The sequence below is a fragment of the Rhodoferax sp. GW821-FHT02C08 genome, from assembly GCF_059421805.1.
The window spans coordinates 199714-225215 of record NZ_JBWKVR010000002.1 but is presented as its reverse complement, the minus strand read 5'-3'; the positions used below and the strand labels follow the sequence as shown (position 1 = coordinate 225215).

The following is a 25502-nucleotide window of genomic DNA, read 5'->3' as shown; positions in this document are numbered from 1 at the left end:
TAGCGTCCAATGTGATGATGGCCTGGCCTGCTGTGGCCCAGGCGCAGGGCGTTGGGGGTTCCCAATTACCCAGCCTGGGCGACGGCAGCAGCATGAGCACCAGTGCCGAGCGGCGCCTGGGTGAGCGCATCGCCCGTGAGCTGTACCGCGACCCGGACTACATCGACGACCCGGTGCTGGTCGAATACGTGCAAAGTATCTGGCAGCCCTTGCTGGACGCGGCCCGCCAGCGTGGCGAACTCACCGATGAGATGGACCAGCGCTTCGCCTGGGAGGTGCTGATGGGCGCCGACCGCACCATCAATGCTTTTGCCCTGCCTGGCGGCTACCTGGGCCTGCACCTGGGTCTGGTGGGTGTTGTCACAAGCCCGGACGAGCTGGCCTCGGTGCTGGGGCATGAGCTTAGCCACGTTACCCAGCGGCATATCTCCCGCATGATGGAATCCCAGGGTCGGACCACGCCCTGGCTGATCGGTGCGATGATTCTGGGCGCCTTGGCGGCCAGCAAAAGCCCGGATGCGGCCAATGCTGTGATCGTCGGCGGGCAGGCGGCCGCGGTGCAGAACCAGCTGAACTTCTCGCGCGACATGGAGCGCGAGGCCGACCGCATAGGCTACGGCGTGATGACCCAGGCCGGCTTCGACCCGCTGGGCTTTGTCAGCATGTTCGAAAAGCTGCAGCAGGCCTCGCGCCTGAGTGACAACGGCTCTTTTCCCTACCTGCGCACCCACCCGTTGACTACCGAGCGCATTGCCGACATGCAGTCGCGCCAGGCCCTGGATGCGCGCCCGGCGCCGCGTCCGCCCAGTGCAGTCCATCCCATGATGGCCGCCCGCGCCCGGGTGCTGGGCAGTCCCGGCGTGGATTTGCTGCGCGCTTGGGTTGGTGAAGCAAAAATGCTGCGCCCCACCGGCCCGGCCATGGACACCCGTGCCGCTGCCGTGCTGTATGCGGGTACTTTGGCGGCTCTGCGCCAGCGCGACTTTGCGCAGGCACGCAGCCTGGCGGAAAGGCTGCAGGCCCTGGTGGCACCCGAACCCGCAGCCGCGCGCCTGGCGCGCTTGCTGGCAGCTGAAATCGAATGGAACGCGGGGGATGCGGCGGCCACGGCGGCCTTGCTGGACCTGCAGGCACCGGGCCGGCCTGAATTGCTGCTGGGCTCCCAGGTGCGCACCCGCCTGGGCCAGGCGCCCGAGGCCATTGCCCGGCTGCAGCCCTGGGTGGCCTTGCATCCGCGCGATGGCACGGCCTGGCAGCTGCTGGCGTCGGCTTACAACGCCCAGGGCCAGACCCTGCGCGCGATCCGCGCCGAGGCCGAGATGCAGGTGGCCCGGCTGGACTACAACGGCGCGCTGGACCGCTTCCGTGCGGCGCAGGACATGGTGCGTCATCCCCCGCCGGGTAGCGGGCCCGTGGATGACATCGAAGCGTCCATCATTGACACCCGCACCCGCCAGGTCCAGGCGCACCTGAAAGAGCTGGCGCAGGAAAAATAAGCCTGCGCGGCGGTGTGGTTGGGATGCTTAGGAGATTGCGGCGTCGATCACGATGCCCAGCGCCGAGTACAGCAAGGAGCCGATCAAGGCTGCTGTGAACCCGGTTACGTGAAAACCCACCAGCAGCCCAGACGCCGACCAGAACATCAGCGCGTTCACCACGAACAGGAACAGCCCCAGCGTGAGGATGGTGACCGGCAGGGTCAGCACCACCAGCACCGGGCGCAGTACCGTGTTCAGCAGGCCGATCACCAGAGAGGCGACCAGCGCTGCCGTGAAGCTTTGCACTTGCACGCCGCTGTACAAATGGGCCACCAGAAGCAAGGCGGCTGCACTCAGCAGCCATTTGAGTAGGAGTTTCATGGCCCCAAGGATACGCCGATTAGCGTGCCTGCTTTAAGCCGACGGCTGGGCTTTACGCCGGGCGCTCCAACTGCCCGTGGCCAGCACGCCGGCGATGGCGATGGCATACAGGCCCCAATGCGCAGCGGTACTCCAGGGCGCCGTCGGGCCGAACACCGATGCCAGCAGGGACTCGCCCACGATCATCTTGGCCGCGGTGAAGGCCAGTACAGCAGCACCCAGCTGGATGATGATGGGAAAGCGTTCCACCAGTTTCAGCACCACCGTGCTGCCCAGTACCACGATAGGCACGCTGACCAGCAGACCGATGATCACCAGGTCAAACGCCCCATGCGCGGCGCCGGCCACGCCCAGCACGTTGTCAATGCCCATCAGCGCGTCGGCGATCAGAATGGTCTTCATGGCGCCCCAGAAGGTGGTGACTGCCGGGCCGTCATGGGCGTCTTCGCTGCCCTGGTCGGCCAGCAGCTTGTAGGCAATCCACAGCAGGCCCAGGCCGCCGACCAGCATCAGGCCGGGAATCTTCAACAGCCAGACCACGCCGATGGTCATGGCCGAGCGCACGATGATGGCGCCGACCGTGCCCCAGACAATTGCCTTTTTTTGCAGATGCTGGGGCAGGCTGCGTGCGGCCAGCGCGATCACGATGGCGTTGTCCCCCGCCAGCACCAGGTCAATCAGGATGATGGCCAGCAGGGCGGACCACCAAGGGGCTGATAAAAATTCCATAAAAACACTCCATTGCCGTAACTGTCACGTTGGGTAAGCGCAAACGGGAAGATCGGGAGTGGATGGAGTAAATGGCCGCCAAGCACGCTTCGATCCCCGCCATTGCCGGTGGGTCTCGAAGGTCTTGCTCGGCACGGGTCCTGGGACCATGCCCCACGCGCCGGATGCCGCTAGGGCAACGTGTTGACGACGGGTGGATACCCACAGGCTGTGCCATGGGCGGGAGCTACTCCCCTTCAACCCCCAATTAGACCATAGCAAAGATGTAACTGGCAGATGTATTTCTTGAGATCCAGGCAAGGGCATAGGGGGGGAAACGGGGCTATGATCCATCCCCCTCCGTTGCGACTCACGCGACACCCGCAGCAGCCTTTCACGCCCCCATGGCCGGAATCCACATCACTGACATCGAAGCCGCCATCAATTATTGGCGGGCCCGCAAGCCGTCAACCGATGGTGTGACCCTGTGTGCCGAACTGCGCGCACTGGCCGAGGTGTATGCGTTGATGGTGTACCACCACGAGGACGAGGCGGACGAAGCCTCGATGCCGCCCAAGGCCTATGACGCCTGGCTGGGCTGGTACCAGACTACGCCCGATACGCCCTGCATCGCCATCTGCTCCACCTTCCAGGGCGACGCCCTGTGCAAGGGCTGTGGCCGCACGTTTGAAGAGGTCCAGCTTTGGCCCGCCATGGGCCCGGCAGAAAAGCGTGTGACTTGGCGCCGCATCACTCTGGAAGGCGACTCCTGGCGCTTCAACCGTTACGCCGAGCGCGCCGCCGAAGGGCGCATACCTGCTATTGATTAAATAGCTGCTGGCGCAGACAAAATAAGCGCTAGGGGCCTAAAAGTTCAAGAACCCAACGGATAGCTACTCCTTCAGGGATACCGTGGAACCGGCTCTGCCGGGCCACTGGTATCGCCCCCTGCAAGGGGGGTGGCGAAAACGCGTAGCGTGTAGCCTGGGGGTGTGCCTCTATTTACTTCCAGCGCAGGCATTCGACATCCACACTGCCTAAATTGCTGCTCAGCGTCAGTGCGCCTTCCTGGATGGTCGCTTGCAGCTGCATGCTGCGTTCCGCCAGGCTGGCCAGGGCCTGAGAGGCTTCAGTGGGCACGCGCCAGACCTGCAGGTTCTGCGGGCGCGACAGCTTGGATTCCATGCCGCGCCACCAGATGTCCGCCGAGGAGCTGAACGGGTACAGCAACACCTGGTCGGATTTACCGCAGGCCTTGATCAGCGGTTTGTCTTCGGGTTGGCCGACTTCAATCCACAGCCGCGTCTGGCCGGTGAAATCGCGCAGGCTGACATCCGGGTCGTCCGGGTTGCTGAGTCCCGCGCCAAAGGCCAGCAGGCCGTCGCCCTTGCACACGCTGTTGAGCTGGTAGGCGTTCAGCGCCAGCGCCACCAGGCGCACCATCATGCGTTCATCGGTCTCGCTGGGGTGGCGCGCCAGGGTCAGCGCGTGGTCGGCGTAGTAGTTGTGGTCGATGTCGGCAATCTGCAGATTGGCTTTAAAGATCGTGGACTTGAGAGCCATGCTGATTACTATTCTTTTTGTAGCTGCTAGCGCAGGCAATACCTGCGCTAGAGCCTTCTTTTTATTAAATTATGCGCGACGGGCTAGATCGGCAGCGATGCCGATGTACGAGCCCGGCGTCATGGCCAGCAAGCGTTGCTTTTCGGCTTCGGGGATCTCCAGCGACCCGATCAGGCCGTGCAGCGCCTCGGCGGTGACGGTCTTGCCACGTGTGACTTCCTTGAGCTTTTCGTAGGCACCTTGCACGCCAAAGCGGCGCATCACCGTCTGGATCGGCTCGGCCAGCACTTCCCATGAGCTGTCGAGATCTTCGGCCAGGGCTTCTTCGTTGAGTTCCAGCTTGTTCAGGCCGGTCATCAGCGATTGGTAGGCCAGCGCGGCATAGCCCACGGCCACGCCCATATTGCGCAGCACGGTGGAGTCGGTCAGGTCGCGCTGCATGCGGCTGATGGGTAGCTTTTCGCTCAGGTGGCGCAGCATGGCGTTGGCCAGGCCCAGATTGCCTTCGGCGTTTTCGAAGTCGATAGGGTTGACCTTGTGCGGCATGGTGCTGGAGCCGATTTCGCCGGCCTTCAGTCGCTGCTTGAAGTAGCCCAGGCTCACATAGCTCCACACGTCGCGTGACCAGTCGATCAAGATGGTGTTGGCGCGGGCGATGGCGTCGAACAGTTCAGCCATGTAGTCGTGCGGCTCGATCTGGATGCTGTAGGGCTGGAAGGTCAGGCCCAGGCCCCAGGGGTTGATGCCGGTGTCGGGGCCGTGCTCTGGCGTTTCGATGACCTTGCGGCTGAAGGCTTCCCAGTCGAAGTCGGGCCAGGCGGACAGGTGGGCGTTGTAGTTGCCCACGGCGCCGTTCATCTTGGCCATCAGCGGCACGTCGGCGATCTTGTCACGCGCTTTGCTCAGGCGCACCAGCACGTTGGCGACTTCCTTGCCCACGGTGGTGGGGCTGGCAGTCTGGCCGTGGGTGCGGCTGAGCATGGGCACATCGGCAAAGGCGTGGGCCATTTCGCGCAGCTTGGTGATCAGCGCGTCCAGGCCGGGCAACAGTACCTGGCTGCGTGCGCCCTTGAGCTGCAGCGCGTGGCTGGTGTTGTTGATGTCTTCGCTGGTGCAGGCAAAGTGCACGAACTCGCTGGCGTGCTCCAGCTCGGGCCGGGCCTCGAACTTGGACTTGATCCAGTACTCCACCGCCTTGACGTCGTGGTTGGTGGTTTTTTCGATTTCTTTGATGGCCTTGCCATCGGCTTCGCTGAAGTTCTTCACCAGATTCAGCAAATAAGTACGTGCACCGGGTGTCAGCGGCTTGAATTCGGCGAACCCGGCATCGCTCAGGGCAATGAACCAGGCCACTTCGACCTGGACGCGGCGTTGCATATAGCCCAGTTCGCTCATTAAAGGGCGCAGGGCGGCGAGTTTGGCGGCGTAGCGGCCATCCAGTGGCGACAGAGCCGAAATGGTGGATAAAGTCATAAGCGAATTGTAGGTGCCACGCCACGCCCGGTCGTCAGAACGCTGTTGCGCGGGGGTGAATCGATAGAATGGGCCTCAACCAAGCCGCCTGTTCCAGGCCATGTCTCTGTTCTATTGCCCATGAAACTCATTGGATCCCTCAGCAGCCCCTACGTGCGCAAAGTGCGCGTGGTGATGGCTGAAAAAAAACTTGATTACCAGTTTGTGCTGGACGACGTCTGGACTGCCGGTAGCCAGGTGGGGGAGTCCAACCCCCTGGGCAAGGTGCCATGCCTGGTGATGGAGGCCGGCGAGGCCATTTTTGACTCGCGCGTCATCGTGGAATATCTGGACACGCTGTCGCCCGTGGGCAAGCTGATCCCTGCGCAAAGCCGCGAACGGGTAGAGGTCAAGACCTGGGAGGCCCTGGCCGATGGCGTCTGCGACGCCGGCGTGCTGGCCCGTATGGAATCCACCTGGGTGGAGCGCTCGAACGAGCAGCGCAGCCAGGCCTGGATAGACCGCCAAATGGCCAAGGTGGAGTCCGGCCTCAAGGCCATGGCCCGCGGCCTGGGTGACAAGGCCTTCTGCAGCGGCATCCATTTCAGCCTGTCGGATATCGCGGTGGGTTGCGCCCTGGGTTGGCTGGATTTTCGTTTCCCGGACCTGGCCTGGCGCTCCAATCACCCCAATCTGGCCAAGCTGCAGGAAAAGCTGGCGCAGCGCCAGAGCTTTGTGGATACCAAGCCGCAGTAGTCCGCGCAGCTTGTCCGGTGGCAGTCCCGATTGCTATACTTCCCCTCAGCGCCAATTTGCTCCAGCTTGCGGGCGCTTTATAAATACAGCTAAAGACGGACCGCTCCTGTACCAGCCCGGCCTCGTTTTTAGCGTTGCCGGGTTTTTTATTTCCGTATCTTTTCGTATGGGAGCGCGCTTGATCGCTACACCTCAGTCCGCACACTTTCCAGATAGCCTGCGCTTGCAGGGCGGTGGGTCCATCCGTGCCTACGATCTGGCTTTTGAAACCTATGGCACGCTGAACGCCGACAAGTCGAATGCCGTGCTGGTCTGCCACGCGCTGAACGCCTCGCACCACGTGGCCGGCGTGTACGCCAACCAGCCCAAGTCGGCCGGCTGGTGGGACAACATGGTGGGCCCGGGTAAGCCGTTGGACACCGACCGCTTTTTCGTCATCGGCGTGAACAACCTGGGCTCCTGTTTTGGTTCCACCGGGCCCATGCATGTGAACCCTGATACCGGCCAGGTCTATGGCGCAGACTTCCCCGTGGTGACGGTGGAAGACTGGGTCAACGCCCAGGCACTGCTGCTCGATCAGCTGGGCATCCGCAAGCTCGCTGCTGTGATGGGTGGCAGCCTGGGCGGCATGCAAGCCTTGGGCTGGACGCTACAGTATCCAGAGCGTGTGGGGCATGCGGTGGTGATCGCAAGCGCGCCCAATCTGACGGCCGAGAACATCGCCTTCAACGAGGTGGCGCGCCGCGCCATCGTCACCGACCCGGACTTCCACGGCGGCCATTTTTACCAGCATGGCGTGGTGCCGCAGCGCGGCCTGCGTATCGCCCGCATGATCGGCCACATCACCTACCTGAGTGATGACGTGATGAACACCAAGTTTGGCCGCCAGCTGATCGGTGATGGCTACCGCTACAGCACGCAAGACGCTGAGTTCCAGATCGAAAGCTATCTGCGCTACCAGGGCGACAAGTTCAGCGACTACTTCGACGCCAATACCTATTTGCTGATCACCCGCGCACTGGACTACTTCGATCCGGCGCGGCATTTTGGCGGCAGCCTGACGGGGGCTTTTGCCCAGGTGCAGGCCAAGTTCCTGCTGGTCAGCTTTACGACCGACTGGCGCTTTTCGCCCCAGCGCAGCCGCGAGATGGTCAAGGCCCTGCTGGACAATCGCCGCACCGTCAGCTACGCCGAGATTGATGCGCCGCACGGCCACGATGCCTTTTTGCTCGACGATGCCCGCTACATGGCGACGGTACGGGCCTACTTTGACCGCGTTGCACAGGAGTTGGCTGCATGAGCGCGCACACCATGATGGAATCCATTGCCCGCCTGGTGCCCCAGGGTTCTCGCGTGCTCGACCTGGGCTGCGGCGACGGCGCCCTGCTGGCCCATCTGCAGGCCACGCGCGGCTGTTCGGGCTATGGCATTGAAATCGACGACGCCAAGCTGCTGACCTGTGTGCAGCGCGGTGTGAACGTAATCCAGCTGAACCTGGACGAGGGCCTGGCCATGTTCGACGACGCCTCGTTCGATGTGGTGCTGCAGATCGACACCCTGCAGCATCTGCGCAATGCCGAGGTCATGCTGTGCGAGACCGCGCGCGTGGGCCGCATGGGCGTGCTGGCCTTCCCCAACTTCGCGCACTGGCCGAACCGCATGAGCATTCTGCGCGGCCGCATGCCGGTGACCAAGCGCCTGCCCTACCAGTGGTACGACACGCCGAACATCCGCGTCGGCACCTTCAAGGACTTCGAGGTGCTGGCCGAGAAGAACGACCTGCATATCCTGGACGCCTTTGGCCTGCAGGAAGGCCGCGAGGTACGCTTCTGGCCGAACGCGCTGGCCGGTACGGCCGTGTTCAAGTTCCAGCGGGGCTGAGATTCGCCAGCCCGTGCAAACGGGTGGCCAGTGTGTGCAATGCCTCTCGCAAGGCTGGCGGCTGCTGCACTTCAAAATCAAATGGCAGTCGCGCCAGCTCACGGGCCAGCCAGTGCACATCGTCGACCTGGCTGTGCAGCAGCACGCCATCTGCCAGCGGTTGCAGCAAACCCATGCTGTCAAATAAGGCTTTGCGGGCGGTGTCCAGATCGGTTTTCAACAACACCTCCACCTGTATGGCGCGCGGTAGGCTTGCCACGCCCAGGGCCAAGTGGCGTACCGCATCAAAGTCCTCCGGCGGCACAAAGTGGCGCTCGTTGAATGCCACGGCCTGCACCCGGTCCAGCCGGAACGAGCGCAGCGCGTGCCGTAGATGGCAGTGGCCCACCACGTACCAGCGCCCGCCCCGGTGCGCCAGGCCGTAGGGGTCAAAGTCCCGCGCGCTGGTGGTCTGGTCGGCTGCACGGTAGTCCAGATGCACTTGCTGGTGCCGGTAGGCGGCCAGGCTCAGGGCCAGCAGAGCCTGGTTGTCAGGCACCGGCACGGCGCGTGGCTGGTCCAGTGCCACGGTTTCGCCCAAGGCCCGCACGCGCTGTTGCAAGGCGCTGGGCATCACCCGCTCCAGCTTGGCCTGGGCGCTTTCAACCGCCGGTGTGGCCTCCGCCAGGCCCAGCCCGCGCGCGGCCAGCAGGCCCAGGGACACCGCCAGCGCTTCGTCGTCGGTAAACACCATGGGCGGCAGCTTGAAACCGGGCATCAGGCGATAGCAGCCATAGCGCCCGCGCTCGGCCAGTATGGGAATGCCCAGGTCTTCCAGTTTGCCGATGTAGCGGCGCAGCGTGCGCCCGTCCACACCCAGGCGCTGCGCCAGCTCGGGGCCGCTCAGGCTGCCGTGGCTTTGCAGCAGCTCCAGCACGGTCAGCACGCGGGTGGTGGGTGAGTACATGGCGGCAAGTTTAGGGTTTTATCCGGACCGATTCCGCCCTGATGGAGTTTTAGAGTCTGGGTTTTCAGCTACGGAACGTCCGCACCATGACCCATTACGCCCACCTCTGGCTATTTTTCTTGATGGTTTTAGGCATCATCGCCTTGCCAGGCATGGACATGGCTTTTGTGCTGTCCAACGCCCTGGTGGGTGGGCGCAGGGCGGGCCTGTTCGCCGTGGCGGGCATCGTGGCCGGGGGCATCTGCCACGTGGTGGCGGGTGCGTTAGGTATAGGCTTGCTGCTGCGCCTGGTGCCAGGGCTGATGCAGGCCATGTTGCTGGGCGGGGCTGTCTACATCGCCTGGATTGGCGTGGCCGTGCTGCGCAGCCAGTCGGCCCTGGGTGCCTTGCCCGCCGTGGGCACGCCACCACCTTGGGTCATCTTCCGCCGCGCGGCGCTGACCTGCCTGATGAATCCCAAGGCCTATTTGTTCATGTTGGCCATCTTCCCGCAGTTTTTGCGTCGGGAGTACGGGCCGGTATGGATACAGGCGGTGGTGCTGGGCCTGATCATCGCGCTGACGCAAACCGGGGTCTACGGCTTCTGGGCCGTGGCTGCAGGTGGTTCGCGTGACTGGTTGGTGGCCCGGCCCCAAGCGGGTGCGGCGGTTGCGCGGCTGGTCGGCGGTGTGCTGGTGCTGGGAGCGGCGTGGACGGCGGTGCAGGGTTGGAATGCCGTCTAGCGCGGCGGGGTGAAAGCGGGCAGGACCCCGGCGTTTTACACTCTAGGGTTGGCATGCGTGCGATGTCGCCGCTACGGCGGGCCTAATTCCCGCCTAATTCCCTTTTGAGAACGCCCTGATGACCACAGTTCACACCTCTTCCATCCATAGCCTGCCCCTGCTGGCGCGCGGTAAAGTGCGCGACAACTACGCCGTAGGCAAGGACCGCATCCTGATGGTCGCCAGCGACCGCCTGAGCGCTTTTGACGTGATCATGGGCGAGCCCATCCCTGGCAAAGGCATTTTGCTGACGCAAATGGCCTTGTTCTGGTTCGAACGGTTGGGCCATATCTGCCCGAATCACCTGACCGGCGATGCCCCCGAGAGCGTGGTCCAGCCTGACGAAATCGCCCAGGTGGCGGGCCGCTCCATGCTGGTCAAGCGTCTGCAGCCGATTCCGGTCGAAGCCGTGGTGCGTGGCTACCTGGCCGGCAGCGGCTGGAAGGAATACCAGGAGAACAGCGCCGTCTGCGGCGTCGTGCTGCCAGCCGGCCTGCAAAACGCCTCCAAGCTGCCCGTGCCCATCTACACCCCGGCAGCCAAGGCCGCGGTGGGCGACCATGACGAGAACATCACCTTCGACAAGACCGTGGAAATGATCGGCCTGGACCTGGCCACCCGCATCCGCGACCTGAGCATCCAGATCTACAGCGCTGCCGCCGAGATTGCCCTGGCCAAGGGCGTGATCATTGCCGACACCAAGTTCGAGTTCGGCCTGGATCCCGACGGCACGCTGGTGCTGATGGACGAGGTGCTGACGCCCGATTCCTCGCGCTTCTGGCCCGTCGAAGGCTATGTGGAAGGCACCAACCCGCCCAGCTATGACAAGCAGTTCGTGCGCGACTGGCTGGAGCAGGTGCAGATCGACGGCAAGCCCTGGAACAAGACCCCGCCCGCCCCCCGCGTGCCGCAAGAGGTCATCGCCAAGACCGCCGCCAAGTACCAGGAAGCGCTGCAACGCCTTACGGCCTGAGCGCCCGCCCCCTATGGCCACCCTTGCGGCGCGCAGCCTGGCGCATATCTGGCACCCCTGTACCCAGATGCAGCGCGCGGCCCAGGTGCCGCCGCTGGCCATCAGCCACGGCCAGGGCGTGTGGCTGTACGACGAAGACGGCAAGCGCTACTTTGATGCCGTCAGCTCCTGGTGGGTCAATCTGTTTGGCCACGCCGATGCGCGTATCAACGCCGCCCTGAAAGACCAGCTGGACCGCCTGCCGCACGTGATGCTGGCTGGCTGTACCCACGCCCCGGCGGTGGAGCTGGCCGAGCGCCTGTCCGCCCTCACTGGCGGCGTGCTGGGCCATTGCTTTTTTGCCAGCGATGGCGCGTCTGCCGTGGAAATCGCGCTGAAGATGGCCTTCCACCACTGGCGCAACCGGGGGCTGGGCGACAAGCGCGAATTTGTCTGCCTGCGCCAGGGCTACCACGGCGAAACCCTGGGCGCGTTGGCGGTGACCGACGTGCAGATCTTCCGCGACGCCTACGACCCGCTGCTGATGCAGTCGCACCAGGTGATGTCGCCCGACGCGCGCCAGGCCTTGCCCGGTGAGTCCGCTGCCGACGTGGCCCGCCGCGCCGCCGCCGAGCTGCAGGCCTTGCTGGAAGCGCGCAGCGGCCACATCGCCGCGCTGATACTGGAGCCGCTGGTGCAGGGCGCCGCCGGCATGGCCATATACCACCCGGCCTATCTGCAGGCAGCACGCGCGCTGTGCGACCAGCACCAGGTGCTGCTGATTGCCGACGAGATCGCTGTCGGCTGCGGCCGTACCGGTAGCTTCTTCGCCTGTGAACACGCAGCTATCTGGCCCGACCTGCTGTGCCTGTCCAAAGGCATCAGCGGCGGCTACCTGCCCTTGTCGCTGGTGCTGTCGCGCGACAGCGTCTATGAGGCCTTTCTGGACGACGACGTGGCGCGCGGCTTTCTGCATTCGCATTCCTACACCGGCAACGCCCTGGCTTGCCGCGCCGCGCTGGCCGTGCTGGACCGCTTTGAACACGACGATGTGCTGGCCCGCAACCGCCAGCAGGCCGCAGGCCTCAGCGCCGCGCTGGCACCTCTGCAGGCCGACCCGCGCGTGGAGAACTTCCGCCACCTCGGCATGATCTGGGCCTTCGACGTGAAGGAGCCGCTGGTGGGGGCGCGCTTTCCCGAGCGCTTCCACCTGGCCGGCCGCGCCCGCGAGCTGCTGATACGCCCCATAGGCCGCACCGTCTACCTGCTGCCACCCTACTTGCTGGACGACACGCTGTCGCCCTGGCTGGCCGGGCAAGTCATGGCCACGCTGGACGATGTGCTGAACCAAATACCTGAAGATGCTGCTAGACCACCTGAACCGCCAACTGCGTGAACGCGCAGCCCAGAGCCTGACGCGTACGCGCCGCAGCGCCGAGACGCCCTGCGCGCCGCAGCAGCGGGTAAACGGCCGCGACATGCTGGCCTTTGCCAGCAACGACTACCTGGGCCTGGCCCAGCACCCGGTGCTGATCGACGCCCTGGCCGAAGGCGCCCGCCGCTATGGCGTGGGCAGCGGGGCCTCGCACCTGGTCAGCGGCCATTCCCACGCGCATGCCCAGCTGGAAGCTGAGCTGTCCACCTGGCTGGCCCCGCATATCCCCAACGCGAGTGCCCTGTACTTCTGCACCGGCTATATGGCAAATGTGGCTCTGGTGCAGGCGCTATCTGCGCAGAGTGCTACGATTTTTGCAGACAAGCTGAACCACGCCTCGCTGGTGGACGGCGCGCTGCTGTCCAAGGCCCCATTCCAACGCTACGCCCACCGCAACCTGGCGGTGCTGGAGCGCCAGTTGGGGGCATGTGACACACCCATCAAGCTCATCGTGACCGATGCCGTGTTCAGCATGGACGGCGACCTGGCCGACCTGCCCGCCATGCTGGCCCTGGCCGAGCAATATGACGCCTGGCTGGTGGTAGACGATGCCCATGGCTTTGGCGTGCTCGGGGCCCAGGGCCGGGGCAGCCTGGCCCATTTCGGCCTGCGCAGCGAGCGCTTGATCTACATGGGCACGCTGGGCAAGGCCGTGGGCGCGGGCGGCGCTTTTGTGGCCGCCCATCCCACCATCGTCGAGTGGCTGGTGCAAACCGCCCGCCCCTACATCTACACCACCGCCGCGCCGCCCGCCATTGCCCACGCCGTCAGCGCCAGCCTGGCCTTGATCGCCAGCGCAGAGGGCGAGCAGCGCCGCGCCCAGCTGCAGCAGCGCGTGGCCCAGCTGCGTGCGGGCCTGGCGGCCTTGATGGCGGCCTACCCGGCGGCCGGCTGGCAGCTGGCCGATTCGGCCACAGGCATCCAACCCCTGGTGGTGGGCGACAACGCCGCCGCTATGGCTTTGTCCGCTGCGCTGGACGCACAGGGCCTGTGGGTGCCCGCCATCCGCCCACCGACCGTACCGGTAGGCACAGCCCGCCTGCGCATCACCCTCAGTGCCGCCCACAGCGCCGCCGACGTACAGCGCCTGCTGGACGGCCTGGCGCTGGCTGCCAAAGACTTGTATGACAGAACCTCTGCCTGAATCCATTCCCGCACCCGTGGCCGCCACTGAGCCCGTATTTCTGCGCGACCGCCAGGGCCACACCATGCGTGGTTGCTTTGTCACTGGCACCGACACTGAAATCGGCAAAACCAGCATTAGCGCGGCCCTGCTGCACTGGTGCACCCAGCAGGGCTGGCGCAGCGCCGGCCTGAAGCCCGTGGCCGCCGGCGTGGACAGCCGGGGCGTGAACGAAGACGTGCGCGCCCTGCGCGACGCCAGCTCGTTGCTGCTCAGCCATGCCGAGGTCGGCCCGCTGCAGTTCCGCGCTGCCTGCGCGCCGCAGATCGCCGCCGCGCTGGAGGGCCACACCATCGATTCGCAAACCTTGGTGGAGCATGCGCAGTCCTTGGCTGAGCGCGCCGACGTGCTGGTGGTGGAGGGCGTGGGCGGCTTCTGCGTGCCCCTGGGGCCGGACTTCGATACCGCCGACCTGGCCCAGGCCCTGCATCTGCCCGTGGTGCTGGTGGTGGGCCTGCGGCTGGGCTGCATCAACCACGCGCTGCTGACGGCCGAGGCCATCCGCGCGCGCGGCTTGCCACTGGCTGGCTGGGTGGCCAACACGCTGGACCCCGGTATGGAACATATATCGGGCAACCTGGACACGCTGCGCCACGAGTTCATGCGCCGCTACCAAGCGCCCTGCCTGGGCCTGGTGCCGCGCCTGGCCGCCCCCAGCCCGGCCGCCGTGGCCGCCTATCTGGACGCCGAAGCCCTGCGCGCCGTGTTCGCCCTATGAGCCTGGCACCGACCCTGGAGCCCTGCGCGCCCTTCGTGGACGCAGCCTTCTACGCCAACCCCTACCCGGCCTACCAGGCCCTGCGCGAGGCCGGCCCCATCCACTGGAGCACCGAATTCTTCGGCGGCGCCTGGCTGCTGACCCGCCATGCGGATGTCGAGCAGGTGCTGCGCGACCCGCGCTTTTCGGCCCAGCGCACCGGTGGCTGGGTGACGGACCGCGAGCAGGAGAAAGGCGAGCTGGCCGGCTTCCAGCAGCTGTTCGCCCGCGCCATGCTGTTCCTGGACGCGCCCGACCACACCCGCATCCGCAAGGTGCTGAACGCCGGCTTCAAACCTGAGGCGATCCAGGCCCTGGTGCCGCACATTGAGCACACGGTGAACCAGCTGCTGGATGCGGTGGCCGACCAGCCCAGCTTCGACTTCATGCAGGCCGTGGCCCGTCCGCTGCCGGTGCGCGTCATCGCCAAGATGATGGGCATAGACGACGCGGCCAACGCCGACTTCGTCACTTGGTCCGACGACCTGGCGGTATTCATCGGCGCCCCGCTGGCCACCCACGCCCAGGCGCGCCGCGCCCAGGCCAGTCTGCTGGCCATGGGCCGCTATTTCGAAACCCTGGTGGCGCAGCGCCGCCTTGATCCGGGCGACGATCTGGTCAGCCGCCTGCTGCAGGCCGAAGACGCGGGCGACATCCACAGCCAGGCCGAGCTGCTGGCCCAGTGCGCGATGCTGCTGTTCGCCGGCCATGAGACGACGCGGAATCTGCTGGGCAATGGCCTGTATGCCTTGCTGAGTAACCCCGATCAATGGCAGCGTCTGCAGCAAGACCCGGCGCTGTTGCCCGGCGCCGTGCGCGAGCTGCTGCGCTTCGACAGCCCGGTGCAGTACACCGGTCGCCGTGTTGCTGCGGATATGGAATTGCACGGCCAGCAGCTGCGCCGCGGCGAACTGGTGGTGCCGCTAATAGGCGCGGCGAATCGCGATCCGGCGCGCCATCCCGAGCCGGACCGGCTGTACGTGGTGGGGCGCGACGGTGGTTCGGTGTCCTTCGGTTCGGGCCCGCATGTCTGCATTGGCGCCATGTTGACGCGGGTGGAGGCGGAGATCACTTTCAGGCTGCTGTTGCAGCGGTTTCCCCAGCTGCGATTGGGTGAAGCTGCAGTGCATTGGGTGGCGAATCCGGCTTATCGGGGAGTAGTGGCGTTGCCGGTGAATGTGGGTGGCTCTTGAACGCTGGCGAGAGATCTTGCCTCTAGCCGGAAATCTGCTCACTTGCCGAACATGCGGTCGCAAGCGTTCGTCAGGTGCTGGCGCATGGCCAATTCTGCCGCTCCGCTGTCGTGGCGCTGCAGAGCATGCAGGATGGCTTCATGTTCTGCCTGCACCGTCTTCTGGCGGTCCCTGCTCTTGAGCAGCGAGAGATTGCGCATCATGTTCATGCTGAACAGCAACTGCTCTTGCATGGATGCAATGGCCGAGACGAAGAACTGGTTCTTCGAGGCCCTGGCCACGGCGAGGTGAAACTCGAAGTCCTCATTCGCCCCCAGTGCCTGCTCGGCCACCACGGTGTTGAGTTGGGCGTAGGCGCGCTCGATTTCCGCCAGACTGGCGTCGTCCACTTGTTTGGCGGCCAACGCGGCCGCACCCGACTCCACAACGATGCGGAAGTCAAAGCAGCGCCGCAGGTCGGAGATGGATTCGAGTGGCGCAAAACGGGGGATGTTCGGGTCGGGCAGCCGGGTGACAAAGGTGCCTGAACCCTGGCGGCTGGTGATGATGCCATCGGCCCGCAAACGCGACAAGGCCTCGCGGATGGTGGGGCGCGATGCCGTAAAACGCTCAGTCAGCGCTTGCTCGGTGGGCAGCCGGTTGTGCCGGCTGGTGGTGGGCCGCGTCGAGCGACTTTCGCCCAATGTCGGGTCGGCAGGAGGCAGGCCTCCCTCGGTCAACTCGCCGCGCATGATGCTGCCCAGAATTTCGCGGTAAACGCGATCAACGAGGCTGGTAGTCGGGCGGTCAGTCATGGCGGATGCAGGCAGGTAAAGTTTTCAAAGCCGCTGGTCGCTGGCCAGAAGAGCGGCCGCGACGGTCCTGATCTCGGCCATCCGGTCTGCGGGCGAGGCGCTGAGTAGCGGCAGGTGCGCACCCATGTCGGCCACGCCGCTGAGCGTGACGGCATCGTGCAGCACGCGGATCAGCGAGATCGAGTCACGCAGGGTTTCCAGAGGCATGAAGGCGTCGTACAAGGTCTGCGCGCGTGCCGTGTCAGCATGTTTGAGCGCCTGCAGCAAGGCCATGCAGGCCTTGGGCGCAATGCAGCCCGAACCCGTGGTGAAGGAGGCCAGGCCAAACTGGCTCACATGCGCAGGCGCAGGTCGTTCTCCCATGCCACTGACGATGCGGGCCGGCGTGATGCGTTCCACCAAGGCCCGCAGGTAAGGATCGTTGACCGGGTCGTCGCGCACGATGGCGTACTTGACGGCCAGAATCCGCCCACTGTCCACCAGCCGGCCCAAGGTGGCCACATCCAGGTACTGCTCGCTCTTGATGTAGAGCGTGACGGGGATGCCCGCGGTGTCGACAAAACGCGAGATGCCCTCGGCCACACCTTCGGGCGTGGTGAAGCCCTGCATGGGCAGGACCATGGCCGTGCGGTAGCGGCTGCCACGCAGCAGTTGGGCCTGGTCCATCATTTTTCCAAAGTCAGGGCCAATGGCCGGGATCACCCGCGTGGTGTCGGACGCGCTATCGGCCAGTTGCTCCAGCAGCAAGGCGTAGTCACCCATCGAGGTGTGGTACAGGTTGGCGTTGCCACCGTAGAGCAGAGTGCGGATGCCACCGGCCTCGATGTGGCGGATGAGCTGGCGGTTCTGCGCCTCGTCAATCGACAAGTCGGCACGCCGGGCCAGCGGCGGCACGGCCAGAACGGAGGTGGAAAACTCGTCAACATGCAGGGGGGCGATGTTCATGGATACCTCGGGATGTGGTGATTCCAGGGCGGGTAAGCGTCCCATGGGGATGGTCAAAAGCGCTTTAGATTGTATGGAATCTTCTGAATTTGTCAGGCAAATTTGTTTTTATTGGTTTCTGCTGATGGCCTTGTCTTCACATTTCCCCGAGTAAAGCAGGATTGACAAGCAAAAATTCGTCTGACAAAGTGGTGTTGGTCGGGGTTCGAACATTTATTCGGAGACAAGCCATGAAAGAAGAGACAAAGACAAGCTTGGGTGGCATACGTGCAGGCCGACGCACTGTGCTCAAGGGTTTTGCAGGCGCCGCGGCCCTGGCGGGCATGGGACAGTCAGCGTTTGCCCAGCAAGCCAAGGAAGCCCCCGCACTGGCCAAGCTGGTGACCGACGGAAAATTGCCTGCGCTGGCCCAGCGTCTGCCTGCCACACCGCTGGTCATCCAGGCTGAGAAAGTGGGCGTTTACGGTGGCGCCCTGCGCCGGGGGTTGCGCGGCAGTGCCGACCACAACGGCATCTTGCGGCTGGTAGGCAACCAGGGACTGGTGCGCTGGAACCTGGCCTTCACCGAAGTCTTGCCCAACGTGGCCGAAAAATGGGAGGTCAATGCCACTTCCACCGAGTTCATTTTCTATCTGCGCAAGGGCATGAAGTGGTCGGACGGCAAGCCCTTCACGGCCGACGATGTCGTTTTTTCGATTGAGGATTGCGCCAAAAACACCGATTTGTTCAAGACGCCTCCGGGCACGCTGGTGATTTCGGGCAAGCCCGTGGTGGCTAGCAAAATCGACGAGACCACGGTGAAGTTCACATTCCCCGCTTCTTACGCCATGTTTCTGGAGCAGCTGGCCACGCCACTGGGCCAATACCCCACGCTGTACGCCAAACACTACGCCAGCCAATTCCATCCAAAGTACAACAGCAACGTGGCAGCACAAGCCAAAGCGGCCAACCTGTCGGACTGGACGGCCCTGTTCCGCAGCAAATGTGGCGACATCGAAATCCCGGCGCGCTGGGGCAATGTGGACAAGCCTACGCTGGATCCCTGGGTTGTGACCGAAGCCTATACCGGCGGCGTGACGCGTGTGGTGATGGACCGCAACGCCTACTTCTGGCAGGTGGACCAAAGCGGCCAGCAACTGCCCTACATCGACAAGCTCAGTTTCAGCATTGCGCAAGATGTGGAGTCGCTGATGCTGGACGCCCTGTCGGGCAAGCTGGACATCCAAGAACGCCATATCGACTCGCTGCAGAACAAGCCTACACTGTCGCAAAACCAGCAAAAAGGCGGCTACCGTCTGGTGGAGCTGGAGGCAACCAGCGCCCAGCAGGTGCAGATCTACCTGAACTTGACGCACAAAGACCCGAAGATGCGCGAGATGTTCGGCAACAAGCAGTTCCGCCAGGCGCTGTCGCTGGGCATCAACCGCAAGGAAATCATTGATCTGGTGTACCTCGGCCAGTCCGAACCTTTCCAGACCGGTCCTCGCCCCGGCCACCCCTGGTACAACGAGAAGCTGTCCCGCCAGTTCACCAACTTCGACCCCAAACAGGCCAACGATATTCTGGACAAGATTGGCTATGCCAAGCGTGACGCGCAGAAGTTCCGCCTGCGCCCGGACGGCCAGCGGGTTTTCTTCTCGATTGACGTGATCCCCACGCTCTACCCAGATGCTGTGGACACGCTGGAGCTGGTGAAGCGGCACTGGGCCGACATTGGCGTAGACATGAAGGTTAATACCATTGAGCGCGCCTTGTTCTACACACGTGGCGACAACAATGACCATGACGGCGCCACGTGGCCCGGCCCGGGTGGACTGGACCCGATGCTGGACCCCCGTGATTATTTTGCACAGCACCCGCAGGGCTCGCGCTATGCGATTCCCTGGACCATCTGGTTTGCCTCCAATGGCAAAGACGGCCAGGAGCCGCCCGAAAGCCAGAAGCAGCGCAAGAAGCTATTTGACGAAGCGCTGGCCACCGCCGACCTGAAGAAACGTGGCGAGGCCATGAAAAAGGTGTTCGACCTGTGTGCGGATGCCTATGAAACCATTGGCGTTTGCCTTGCCGTCAACACCTTCGGCATCGTCAAGAACAATCTGCAAAACGTGCCCAAGAAGTATCCCAATTCGTGGACCTGGCCCAACCCGGGGCCTGCGCTGCCACAGCAGTTCTTCTTCACCCGGACTTGACCCGGCACACCGCGTTTGCAGCCGACACCCGGGACGTGTACAGGCAGCGAGCCGGCTGGTGGTTGACGCCACCGGCAGGTTCGTGCGCCGCTTTCAAGGGATACCGATATGTTCGTTTTCATCGTCAAGCGGATGCTGTGGATGCTGCCGTTTCTGCTGGCCATCAGCTTTCTATCGTTCGTGTTGATCCAGCTGCCACCCGGCGACTACGTTACCACCTACATCGCCACGCTGGCGGCCTCCAACGAGGTGGTGGACCAGGCCACGGCTGCAGATCTGCGCAACCGGTTTGGCCTGGACCAGCCCATGATCATCCAGTACTGGAAGTGGATCTCCAACATCGTTTTGCACGGTGACTTCGGCCTGAGTTTCGAGTGGCAGCAGCCGGTAGGGGATCTGATCTGGGAGCGCATGGCCTTGACGTTGTTGCTCACCTTCTCGACGCTGCTGGTGACTTGGGGTATTGCCTTGCCCATCGGCGTGTTCTCTGCGGTAAAGAAATATTCGATTGGCGACTATGTGGTGACCTTTCTTTCGTTTCTCGGCCTGGCCGTGCCGAGCTTTTTGCTGGCCCTGGTGCTGATGTATGTCGCAGCGGTCGAATTCGGGCAGAACGTGGGTGGCCTGTTTTCAGACCAGTACCTGACGGCGCCCTGGAGCATGGCCAAGGTGGTGGACCTGATGCAGCACTTGTGGATCCCGGTGATCATCCTGGCCGTGTCGGGTACGGCCAGCCTGATCCGCGTGATGCGCGCCAATATGCTCGACGAGCTGAACCGACCCTATGTGACCACGGCCCGCGCCAAGGGCTTGTCGGAGTTCACGCTGCTGGTCAAGTACCCGATGCGCATGGCGCTCAACCCCTTTATCTCCACCATCGCCTGGCTGCTGCCCAACCTGGTTTCGGGCTCCATCATCGTGGCCATCGTGCTGAGCCTGCCCACGGCCGGCCCCCTGCTGCTGCAATCGCTGATGAGCCAGGACATGTACCTGGCCGGAGCCTTCATCCTGCTGATCTGCGTGCTGACAGTTACGGGCTCGTTGATCAGTGACATTCTTCTGGCGCTGGTGGACCCGCGCATCCGTCTTGAGTAACGCATCTTGAACACCCCTGCTGCATCTTCCCCCGTCATCGACGGCATAGTCGGACAGACGGCCAGCCGACTTGCCGTTGCATCCCAATGGCAACTGGTCTGGTGGGCCTTCAAACGCCACCGGCTGGCCATGGTGGGCCTGTTTGTCACTATCGGGCTGTACGTGATTGCCGTGGTGCCCGGCTTCTTTGCGGTCAACGATCCATCGCAACAGAACCGGCGTGCCGTGTTCTATCCGCCGCAGACCGTGCACTTCATCGATACCGGTGCGGATGGCTGGTCGATCCATCCCTACATTCATCCTTACGTACTCAAGCGTGATCCGGTCACGCTGGCATCGGTGTACCAGGAGGACAAGGAGCGCAAGGTGCCCCTGCGCATGTTTGGTGAGGGCTACGAATATTCGGTGTTCGGCCTGTTCAGCTCGCGCATCCATCTGTTTGCCACGCAGGATGCCGACCAACCGCTGTTCTTGTTTGGCGCCGACCGGTTGGGGCGCTGTGTGTTCAGCCGCATCATGGTGGGGACCCAGATTTCGCTGTCGGTCGGTTTGCTGGGCGTGATTCTGTCGCTCACGCTGGGGATTATTCTGGGCGGTATTTCCGGCTACTACGGCGGGCGCATCGACTTTGCGATCCAGCGCGTTATCGAGCTGGTGCTGTCTCTGCCCACCATCCCGATCTGGTTGGCGCTGGCGGCGGCCCTGCCGCAGGATTGGCCCGCCACCCTGAACTACATGATGATCACCCTGATCTTGTCGCTGACCGGGTGGGCGCAGCTGGCACGCGTAGTACGCGGACGCTTCCTGAGCTTGCGCACCGAAGAATTTGTGACCGCTGCACGGCTGGATGGCGCATCTGAAGGCCGCATCATCTTCCGCCATATGCTGCCCAGCTTTTCGAGCCACGTCATTGCCTCGGTGAGCCTGGCCATTCCGGCCATGATTCTGGCCGAAACCTCGCTCAGCTTCCTGGGCCTGGGCCTGCAGCCGCCCACCATTTCCTGGGGCGTGCTGTTGCGTGAAGCCCAGAACATCCGTTCCATCGCCACAGCGCCCTGGCTGTTTGCACCCGGTGCTGCCGTGGTGTTGGCCGTGATTGCCCTCAACTTTCTGGGGGACGGTTTGCGTGACGCCTCCGACCCGTACAACAAATGACCATGACTCCAGGAACTTCCACCCCAAGCGCGACCAGCGTGTCGCCCATTCTGCTGCAGGTCAGTAACCTGAGTACGCACTTCGCCGTGCGCAACGGCAGCATCAAGGCCGTGGACGGCATCTCGTTCAATGTGGAGCGCGGCCGTACGCTGTGTGTGGTGGGCGAAAGCGGCAGTGGCAAAAGTGTCACCGCCCGCTCCATCCTCCAGATCGTCGACGAGCCCGGGCGCATTGCTGGCGGCTCCATGGTGCTGAACCGGGCCGACGGTTCCAGCGTGGACCTGGCCAAGCTCCATCCACGCGGCAAAGAAATCCGAGCCGTGCGGGGTGCCGAGATCGCCATGATTTTTCAGGAGCCCATGTCATCGCTGTCGCCGGTACATACCGTGGGCAACCAGATCATCGAGGTACTGCGGCTGCACATCAAGATGGGCAAGCTCGAGGCACGGGCCCGCTGCATCGAGCTGCTGGCGCAGGTGGAGATTCCCCACCCCGACAAGGCCGTGGACCGCTACACCTTTGAGTTCTCGGGCGGCATGCGCCAGCGCGTGATGATTGCCATGGCCCTGGCTTGCAATCCATCACTTTTGATAGCGGATGAGCCAACCACCGCGCTCGACGTGACCACGCAGGCCGAGATTCTGGACCTGATCAAGCGCCTGCAGAAAAGCCACGGTATGGCGGTGATGTTCATCACCCACGATATGGGCGTGGTGGCCGAGATTGCCGACCAGGTCATCGTGATGCACAACGGCAGGATCGTGGAAACCGGCCCGGTGGACCAGATCTTCCATGCGCCGCAGCACGACTACACCCGCATGCTGATCGGCTCCGTGCTCAAACTGGGGCGCAAGGCCGATATCCGGGTGCGGCGCAAGGCACCAGATCCTGCGCAGCAGCCCATTTTGGAGGTGAACGATCTGAGCATGCATTTTGGTGGCCCCAAATCTTCCACCAAGGCCGTGGACGGGGTGTCGCTGAGTCTCATGCCGGGGGAGTCACTGGGCATTGTGGGCGAGTCTGGCTCCGGTAAAACCACCATGGGCCGCTGCCTGTTGCGGGTCTACGACCCGACGGCGGGCGCCATCAACTACCGCCAGCCCGACGGCACCGTGATCGATCTGGTGACGGCAGACAAACATATGCTCAAGCAGTGCCGGCGTGAAATGCGGATGATTTTTCAGGACCCGGTGAGCTCCCTCAACCCGCGCATGACGGTCGCACAAATTGTGGGTGAACCACTGCTGGTCAATGGCTTGGCCACTGGCAAGGAGCTGGATGAACGCGTGGCCGACCTGCTGCAGAGCGTGGGGCTGGAGCCGGCCTGGCGCGAGCGTTACCCCCATGCCTTCTCGGGCGGCCAGCGCCAGCGCATCGGCATTGCGCGCGCCATTGCGCTCAATCCGCGCATCATCGTGGCCGACGAGGCCACGGCGGCGTTAGACGTGTCCTTGCGTTCCCAGATGCTGGATCTGCTGCTGAACCTGCAGGACAAGCTGGGCCTGTCCTTTATCTTTATCAGCCACGACATCGCGGTGATCCGTTACTTCTGCGACCGGGTTGCCGTGATGTACCGGGGCAAGGTGGTGGAAACCGGCCCTACCGAGCAGGTGTGCGATGCACCGACCCATGCCTACACGCAAGCCCTGCTATCGGCCATACCGAAACCTGACCCGCGTGCGCGCAGCATGCACATGCGGTTTCGCTACACAGGAGCCTAGTACTGCGCGGGTGCCCTTTTTCATTACGGAGATACAGCATGAAAATTGACCGATTGCGCGTGTTCATGTCGCGCGACAAGAACCGGCCACGGGTCATTCTGGCGATGGACACGGACGAGGGCATCACCGGCTGGGGCGAGTGCTACAACCACGGGCCAGACAAGGCGCTGTTCCCGTTGTTTGACTACCTGGTCACCTTTCTCAAGGGCCAGGACCCGCGCCGCATCGAGTTTCTGGTGCACTATCTGATGCAGCAGACGCGCTTTCCACCGGGCGCATTGGGTCTGGCCGCAATCGCGGCGATTGACCACTGCCTGTGGGACATTTCGGCCAAGGCCCTTGACGTGCCTGTGTACATGCTGCTGGGCGGCCACGTGCGGGACCGGGTGCAGGTCTACGCGGGTATGTACACCGCGCCCGACGCGGCCCAGGCGCGCGACGAAATGGACGCGCTCAACGAACAATGGGGGCTCAAGGCATTCAAGCTCAGCCCTTACCGCATTGACATGCACCGCCATCGCTGGGGCGAGGTGGTCAAGACCTCGGCAGACTACTTCCGCACCCTGCGCGAAACGGTCAAGTCCGAGTATGAAATCGCCTTTGACGCACACGCCAAGATTTTCGAGCCGGCCCAGGCCATGCAGCTAGGCAACGCACTCGCGCCCTACGACCCGCTGTTTTTTGAAGAGCCGATCCGGCCCGAGAACTTTGAGGCCTGGGGCGAGCTCAAGCGGGGTCTGCAGTGCACATTGGCCACGGGGGAGTCGCTGTACAGCCGCTTTGAGTTTCTGCGGCTGCTGCAGGTCCGCGGGTGCGACATCATCCAGCCCGATGTGTGCGTCGTGGGTGGTCTGCTGGAGATGTGCAAGATTGCCGCGCTCGCCGAAGCCCATTTTGTGACCATTGCGCCGCACAACCCCATGGGCCCGCTGGCCACCGCCATCAATGTGCATTTCAGCGCCGCCCAGACCAACTTCCGCATTTTGGAGTACCGCCTGCCGCAGGGTGCCGGCTATGTGTACGGCACCGAGGCCGCCGTCAGCGCAGAAAGCCGCGATGAAGGCGCCTGGTACGTGAAAGATCCGTATCTGCCCAAGGACGGCTACCTCGAATTGCGCCCGGATCGTCCGGGTTGGGGGGTCGAGATGAACGAGGAACTGCTGGGTACCGAGGAATACATCCACTGGGAACGCAAGGTGCCGGTCAAGCCGGACGGTTCGACCGGCTATGCCTGAAGCCGCCCTGCACCCCGTCATCACCTTGCACGCAGGTGGCGCATCCGCCCGCCTTGTTCCGCATGCGGGCGGACGGGTGTCCGCACTGCGCCTGGAAAGCGGCGGGGGCGAGGCGGTGGACGTTCTTCACCCGTACCCCGAAGACTTCTTCGACCCCATAGCGTGGGCCAAAGGCGGCATTTATCCACTGATGCCGTATTCCAACCGGATTGCCAACGCACTGCTGCATGTGCAGGGCGAAACCCATGCCCTGCGCCCGCACCCCGGTGCCATGCCCCACAGCCTGCACGGCAACGCCCACGCGCAGCCCTGGCAGGCCGCGCAATCAGGCCCCGACACCGCCACTCTGACTCTGGACAGCCCAGCTGGTCCGGCTTGGCCCTGGCATTACACCGCCAGCCTGCGCTTCGAACTGACGCCTTCGCAGCTGCGCGTCGGCCTGACGCTGCGCAATGCAGACCAGCGCAGCATGCCGGCCGGCATGGGTCTGCACCCCTTCTTTCGGCACCATCCTGCAGCGCAGCTCAGCTACCGCGCCACCAAGCTATGGCCGGTGACGCCGGACTACCTGGCCGGTACCGCGCGGCCACTGCGGGCCGATGAACAGCATGCAACGCCACGCCGTTTGCCGCAGGGGGCTGTGAACGCCTACCTGGGGGGATGGGATGGCACGGCGCTGGTCGAACTGCCACAGGGTGCGCTAATCAGCATGCAGGCCGACCCCTTGTTTGGCCACCTGGTGGTGCACCGGCCAGACCCGCCTGTTTATCTGTGCCTGGAGCCTGTCAGCCATGTGGCAGACGGCTTCAACCTCGCGGCCCGCGGGGTAGCAGACACCGGCATGCATCTGTTGGAACCTGGAGGCAGCCTGAGCGGCGAGATACGCTTTGCGACCCTGCCAAATCGCCCCTGAAAGGATATT

The 25502-nt window shown here is 63.8% G+C and carries 24 protein-coding genes; 17 read left to right on the top strand and 7 right to left on the bottom strand.

Annotation, left to right across the window (positions count from 1 at the left end; translation table 11 throughout):
• Positions 1–14: 14 nt before the first annotated feature.
• On the top strand, positions 15–1496 hold the full coding sequence (locus AC07VY_RS03285) for a M48 family metalloprotease (protein WP_495096408.1): 1482 nt from the start codon (positions 15–17) through the stop codon (positions 1494–1496).
• Positions 1497–1523: 27 nt separating this feature from the next.
• Here AC07VY_RS03285 and AC07VY_RS03280 read toward each other — a convergent pair whose 3' ends face one another.
• Together AC07VY_RS03280 and AC07VY_RS03275 are read right to left on the bottom strand one after the other, a co-directional pair.
• Positions 1524–1859 carry a phage holin family protein gene (locus AC07VY_RS03280; protein WP_495096279.1) on the bottom strand — a complete coding sequence of 112 codons (336 nt, stop codon included), beginning with the start codon at positions 1857–1859 and terminating at the stop codon, positions 1524–1526.
• Positions 1860–1892: 33 nt separating this feature from the next.
• On the bottom strand, positions 1893–2588 hold the full coding sequence (locus AC07VY_RS03275; RefSeq protein WP_495075659.1) for a TerC family protein: 696 nt from the start codon (positions 2586–2588) through the stop codon (positions 1893–1895).
• Positions 2589–2971: 383 nt separating this feature from the next.
• Between AC07VY_RS03275 and AC07VY_RS03270 the strand changes: the two genes are divergently transcribed.
• Positions 2972–3397, top strand: coding sequence for a DUF3717 domain-containing protein (locus AC07VY_RS03270; protein WP_495075660.1), 426 nt, complete (start codon positions 2972–2974; stop codon positions 3395–3397).
• 172 nt (positions 3398–3569) lie between these two features.
• On the opposite strand, the gene AC07VY_RS03265 is transcribed toward AC07VY_RS03270, so the two are convergent.
• Together AC07VY_RS03265 and purB are read right to left on the bottom strand one after the other, a co-directional pair.
• Positions 3570–4130 (bottom strand): YaeQ family protein, encoded by a 561-nt coding sequence (locus tag AC07VY_RS03265; protein WP_495096278.1) that lies wholly within the window; start codon positions 4128–4130, stop codon positions 3570–3572.
• Between the two features lie 69 nt (positions 4131–4199).
• Entirely contained in the window at positions 4200–5603 is a 1404-nt protein-coding gene (gene purB, locus AC07VY_RS03260) for an adenylosuccinate lyase (RefSeq protein ID WP_495096277.1), read from the bottom strand.
• A gap of 120 nt (positions 5604–5723) precedes the next feature.
• On the opposite strand from purB, the gene AC07VY_RS03255 reads away from it, so the two are divergent.
• From AC07VY_RS03255 to metW, 3 genes are all read left to right on the top strand, one after another.
• Positions 5724–6338 carry a glutathione S-transferase C-terminal domain-containing protein gene (locus AC07VY_RS03255; protein ID WP_495096276.1) on the top strand — a complete coding sequence of 205 codons (615 nt, stop codon included), beginning with the start codon at positions 5724–5726 and terminating at the stop codon, positions 6336–6338.
• 178 nt (positions 6339–6516) lie between these two features.
• A complete protein-coding gene (gene metX / locus AC07VY_RS03250; protein ID WP_495096275.1) occupies positions 6517–7638 on the top strand; it encodes a homoserine O-succinyltransferase MetX in 1122 nt (373 codons plus the stop codon).
• Complete coding sequence (gene metW, locus AC07VY_RS03245) at positions 7635–8219, top strand: methionine biosynthesis protein MetW (RefSeq protein WP_495096274.1); 585 nt, start codon at positions 7635–7637, stop codon at positions 8217–8219. Before metX ends, metW begins: the two co-directional genes overlap by 4 nt.
• On the opposite strand, the gene AC07VY_RS03240 is transcribed toward metW, so the two are convergent.
• Positions 8200–9165: a helix-turn-helix transcriptional regulator gene (locus AC07VY_RS03240; RefSeq protein ID WP_495096273.1), complete on the bottom strand. Its 966-nt coding sequence runs from the start codon at positions 9163–9165 to the stop codon at positions 8200–8202. The two genes, metW and AC07VY_RS03240, sit on opposite strands and share 20 nt — an antisense overlap.
• Positions 9166–9251: 86 nt before the next feature.
• Here AC07VY_RS03240 and AC07VY_RS03235 point away from each other — a divergent pair, with 86 nt between their 5' ends.
• The 6 genes from AC07VY_RS03235 (at position 9252) to AC07VY_RS03210 (ending at position 15446) form a co-directional block, all read left to right on the top strand.
• Positions 9252–9887 carry a LysE family translocator gene (locus tag AC07VY_RS03235; RefSeq protein WP_495096272.1) on the top strand — a complete coding sequence of 212 codons (636 nt, stop codon included), beginning with the start codon at positions 9252–9254 and terminating at the stop codon, positions 9885–9887.
• Positions 9888–10005: 118 nt separating this feature from the next.
• Entirely contained in the window at positions 10006–10899 is an 894-nt protein-coding gene (locus AC07VY_RS03230) for a phosphoribosylaminoimidazolesuccinocarboxamide synthase (protein ID WP_495096271.1), read from the top strand.
• Positions 10900–10912: 13 nt separating this feature from the next.
• Positions 10913–12274, top strand: coding sequence for an adenosylmethionine--8-amino-7-oxononanoate transaminase (bioA, locus tag AC07VY_RS03225; RefSeq protein ID WP_495096270.1), 1362 nt, complete (start codon positions 10913–10915; stop codon positions 12272–12274).
• Positions 12240–13457 carry an 8-amino-7-oxononanoate synthase gene (gene bioF, locus AC07VY_RS03220; protein WP_495096269.1) on the top strand — a complete coding sequence of 406 codons (1218 nt, stop codon included), beginning with the start codon at positions 12240–12242 and terminating at the stop codon, positions 13455–13457. The genes bioA and bioF overlap by 35 nt, the downstream gene beginning before the upstream one ends.
• Positions 13458–13521: 64 nt before the next feature.
• The gene (gene bioD, locus AC07VY_RS03215; protein ID WP_495096407.1) at positions 13522–14214 is read left to right on the top strand and encodes a dethiobiotin synthase; all 693 of its coding nucleotides are present in this window, start codon (positions 13522–13524) and stop codon (positions 14212–14214) included.
• On the top strand, positions 14211–15446 hold the full coding sequence (locus AC07VY_RS03210) for a cytochrome P450 (RefSeq protein WP_495096268.1): 1236 nt from the start codon (positions 14211–14213) through the stop codon (positions 15444–15446). Before bioD ends, AC07VY_RS03210 begins: the two co-directional genes overlap by 4 nt.
• A gap of 38 nt (positions 15447–15484) precedes the next feature.
• Here the strand turns inward: AC07VY_RS03210 and AC07VY_RS03205 are convergent, their stop codons facing one another.
• Both AC07VY_RS03205 and AC07VY_RS03200 read right to left on the bottom strand, forming a co-directional pair.
• The gene (locus tag AC07VY_RS03205) at positions 15485–16240 is read right to left on the bottom strand and encodes a FadR/GntR family transcriptional regulator (protein ID WP_495096267.1); all 756 of its coding nucleotides are present in this window, start codon (positions 16238–16240) and stop codon (positions 15485–15487) included.
• 24 nt (positions 16241–16264) lie between these two features.
• Positions 16265–17185: a dihydrodipicolinate synthase family protein gene (locus AC07VY_RS03200; RefSeq protein ID WP_495096266.1), complete on the bottom strand. Its 921-nt coding sequence runs from the start codon at positions 17183–17185 to the stop codon at positions 16265–16267.
• A gap of 230 nt (positions 17186–17415) precedes the next feature.
• Here AC07VY_RS03200 and AC07VY_RS03195 point away from each other — a divergent pair, with 230 nt between their 5' ends.
• From AC07VY_RS03195 to AC07VY_RS03170, 6 genes are all read left to right on the top strand, one after another.
• Entirely contained in the window at positions 17416–19374 is a 1959-nt protein-coding gene (locus tag AC07VY_RS03195) for an ABC transporter substrate-binding protein (RefSeq protein ID WP_495096265.1), read from the top strand.
• A gap of 108 nt (positions 19375–19482) precedes the next feature.
• The gene (locus tag AC07VY_RS03190; RefSeq protein WP_116608440.1) at positions 19483–20469 is read left to right on the top strand and encodes an ABC transporter permease; all 987 of its coding nucleotides are present in this window, start codon (positions 19483–19485) and stop codon (positions 20467–20469) included.
• A 6-nt stretch (positions 20470–20475) separates the two neighbouring features.
• Positions 20476–21624 (top strand): ABC transporter permease, encoded by a 1149-nt coding sequence (locus AC07VY_RS03185; RefSeq protein ID WP_495096264.1) that lies wholly within the window; start codon positions 20476–20478, stop codon positions 21622–21624.
• A 2-nt stretch (positions 21625–21626) separates the two neighbouring features.
• Complete coding sequence (locus AC07VY_RS03180; RefSeq protein ID WP_495096263.1) at positions 21627–23345, top strand: ABC transporter ATP-binding protein; 1719 nt, start codon at positions 21627–21629, stop codon at positions 23343–23345.
• Between the two features lie 38 nt (positions 23346–23383).
• Positions 23384–24580 (top strand): mandelate racemase/muconate lactonizing enzyme family protein, encoded by a 1197-nt coding sequence (locus AC07VY_RS03175; RefSeq protein WP_495096262.1) that lies wholly within the window; start codon positions 23384–23386, stop codon positions 24578–24580.
• The gene (locus AC07VY_RS03170; protein WP_495096261.1) at positions 24573–25493 is read left to right on the top strand and encodes an aldose 1-epimerase; all 921 of its coding nucleotides are present in this window, start codon (positions 24573–24575) and stop codon (positions 25491–25493) included. Before AC07VY_RS03175 ends, AC07VY_RS03170 begins: the two co-directional genes overlap by 8 nt.
• Positions 25494–25502 lie beyond the last annotated feature (9 nt).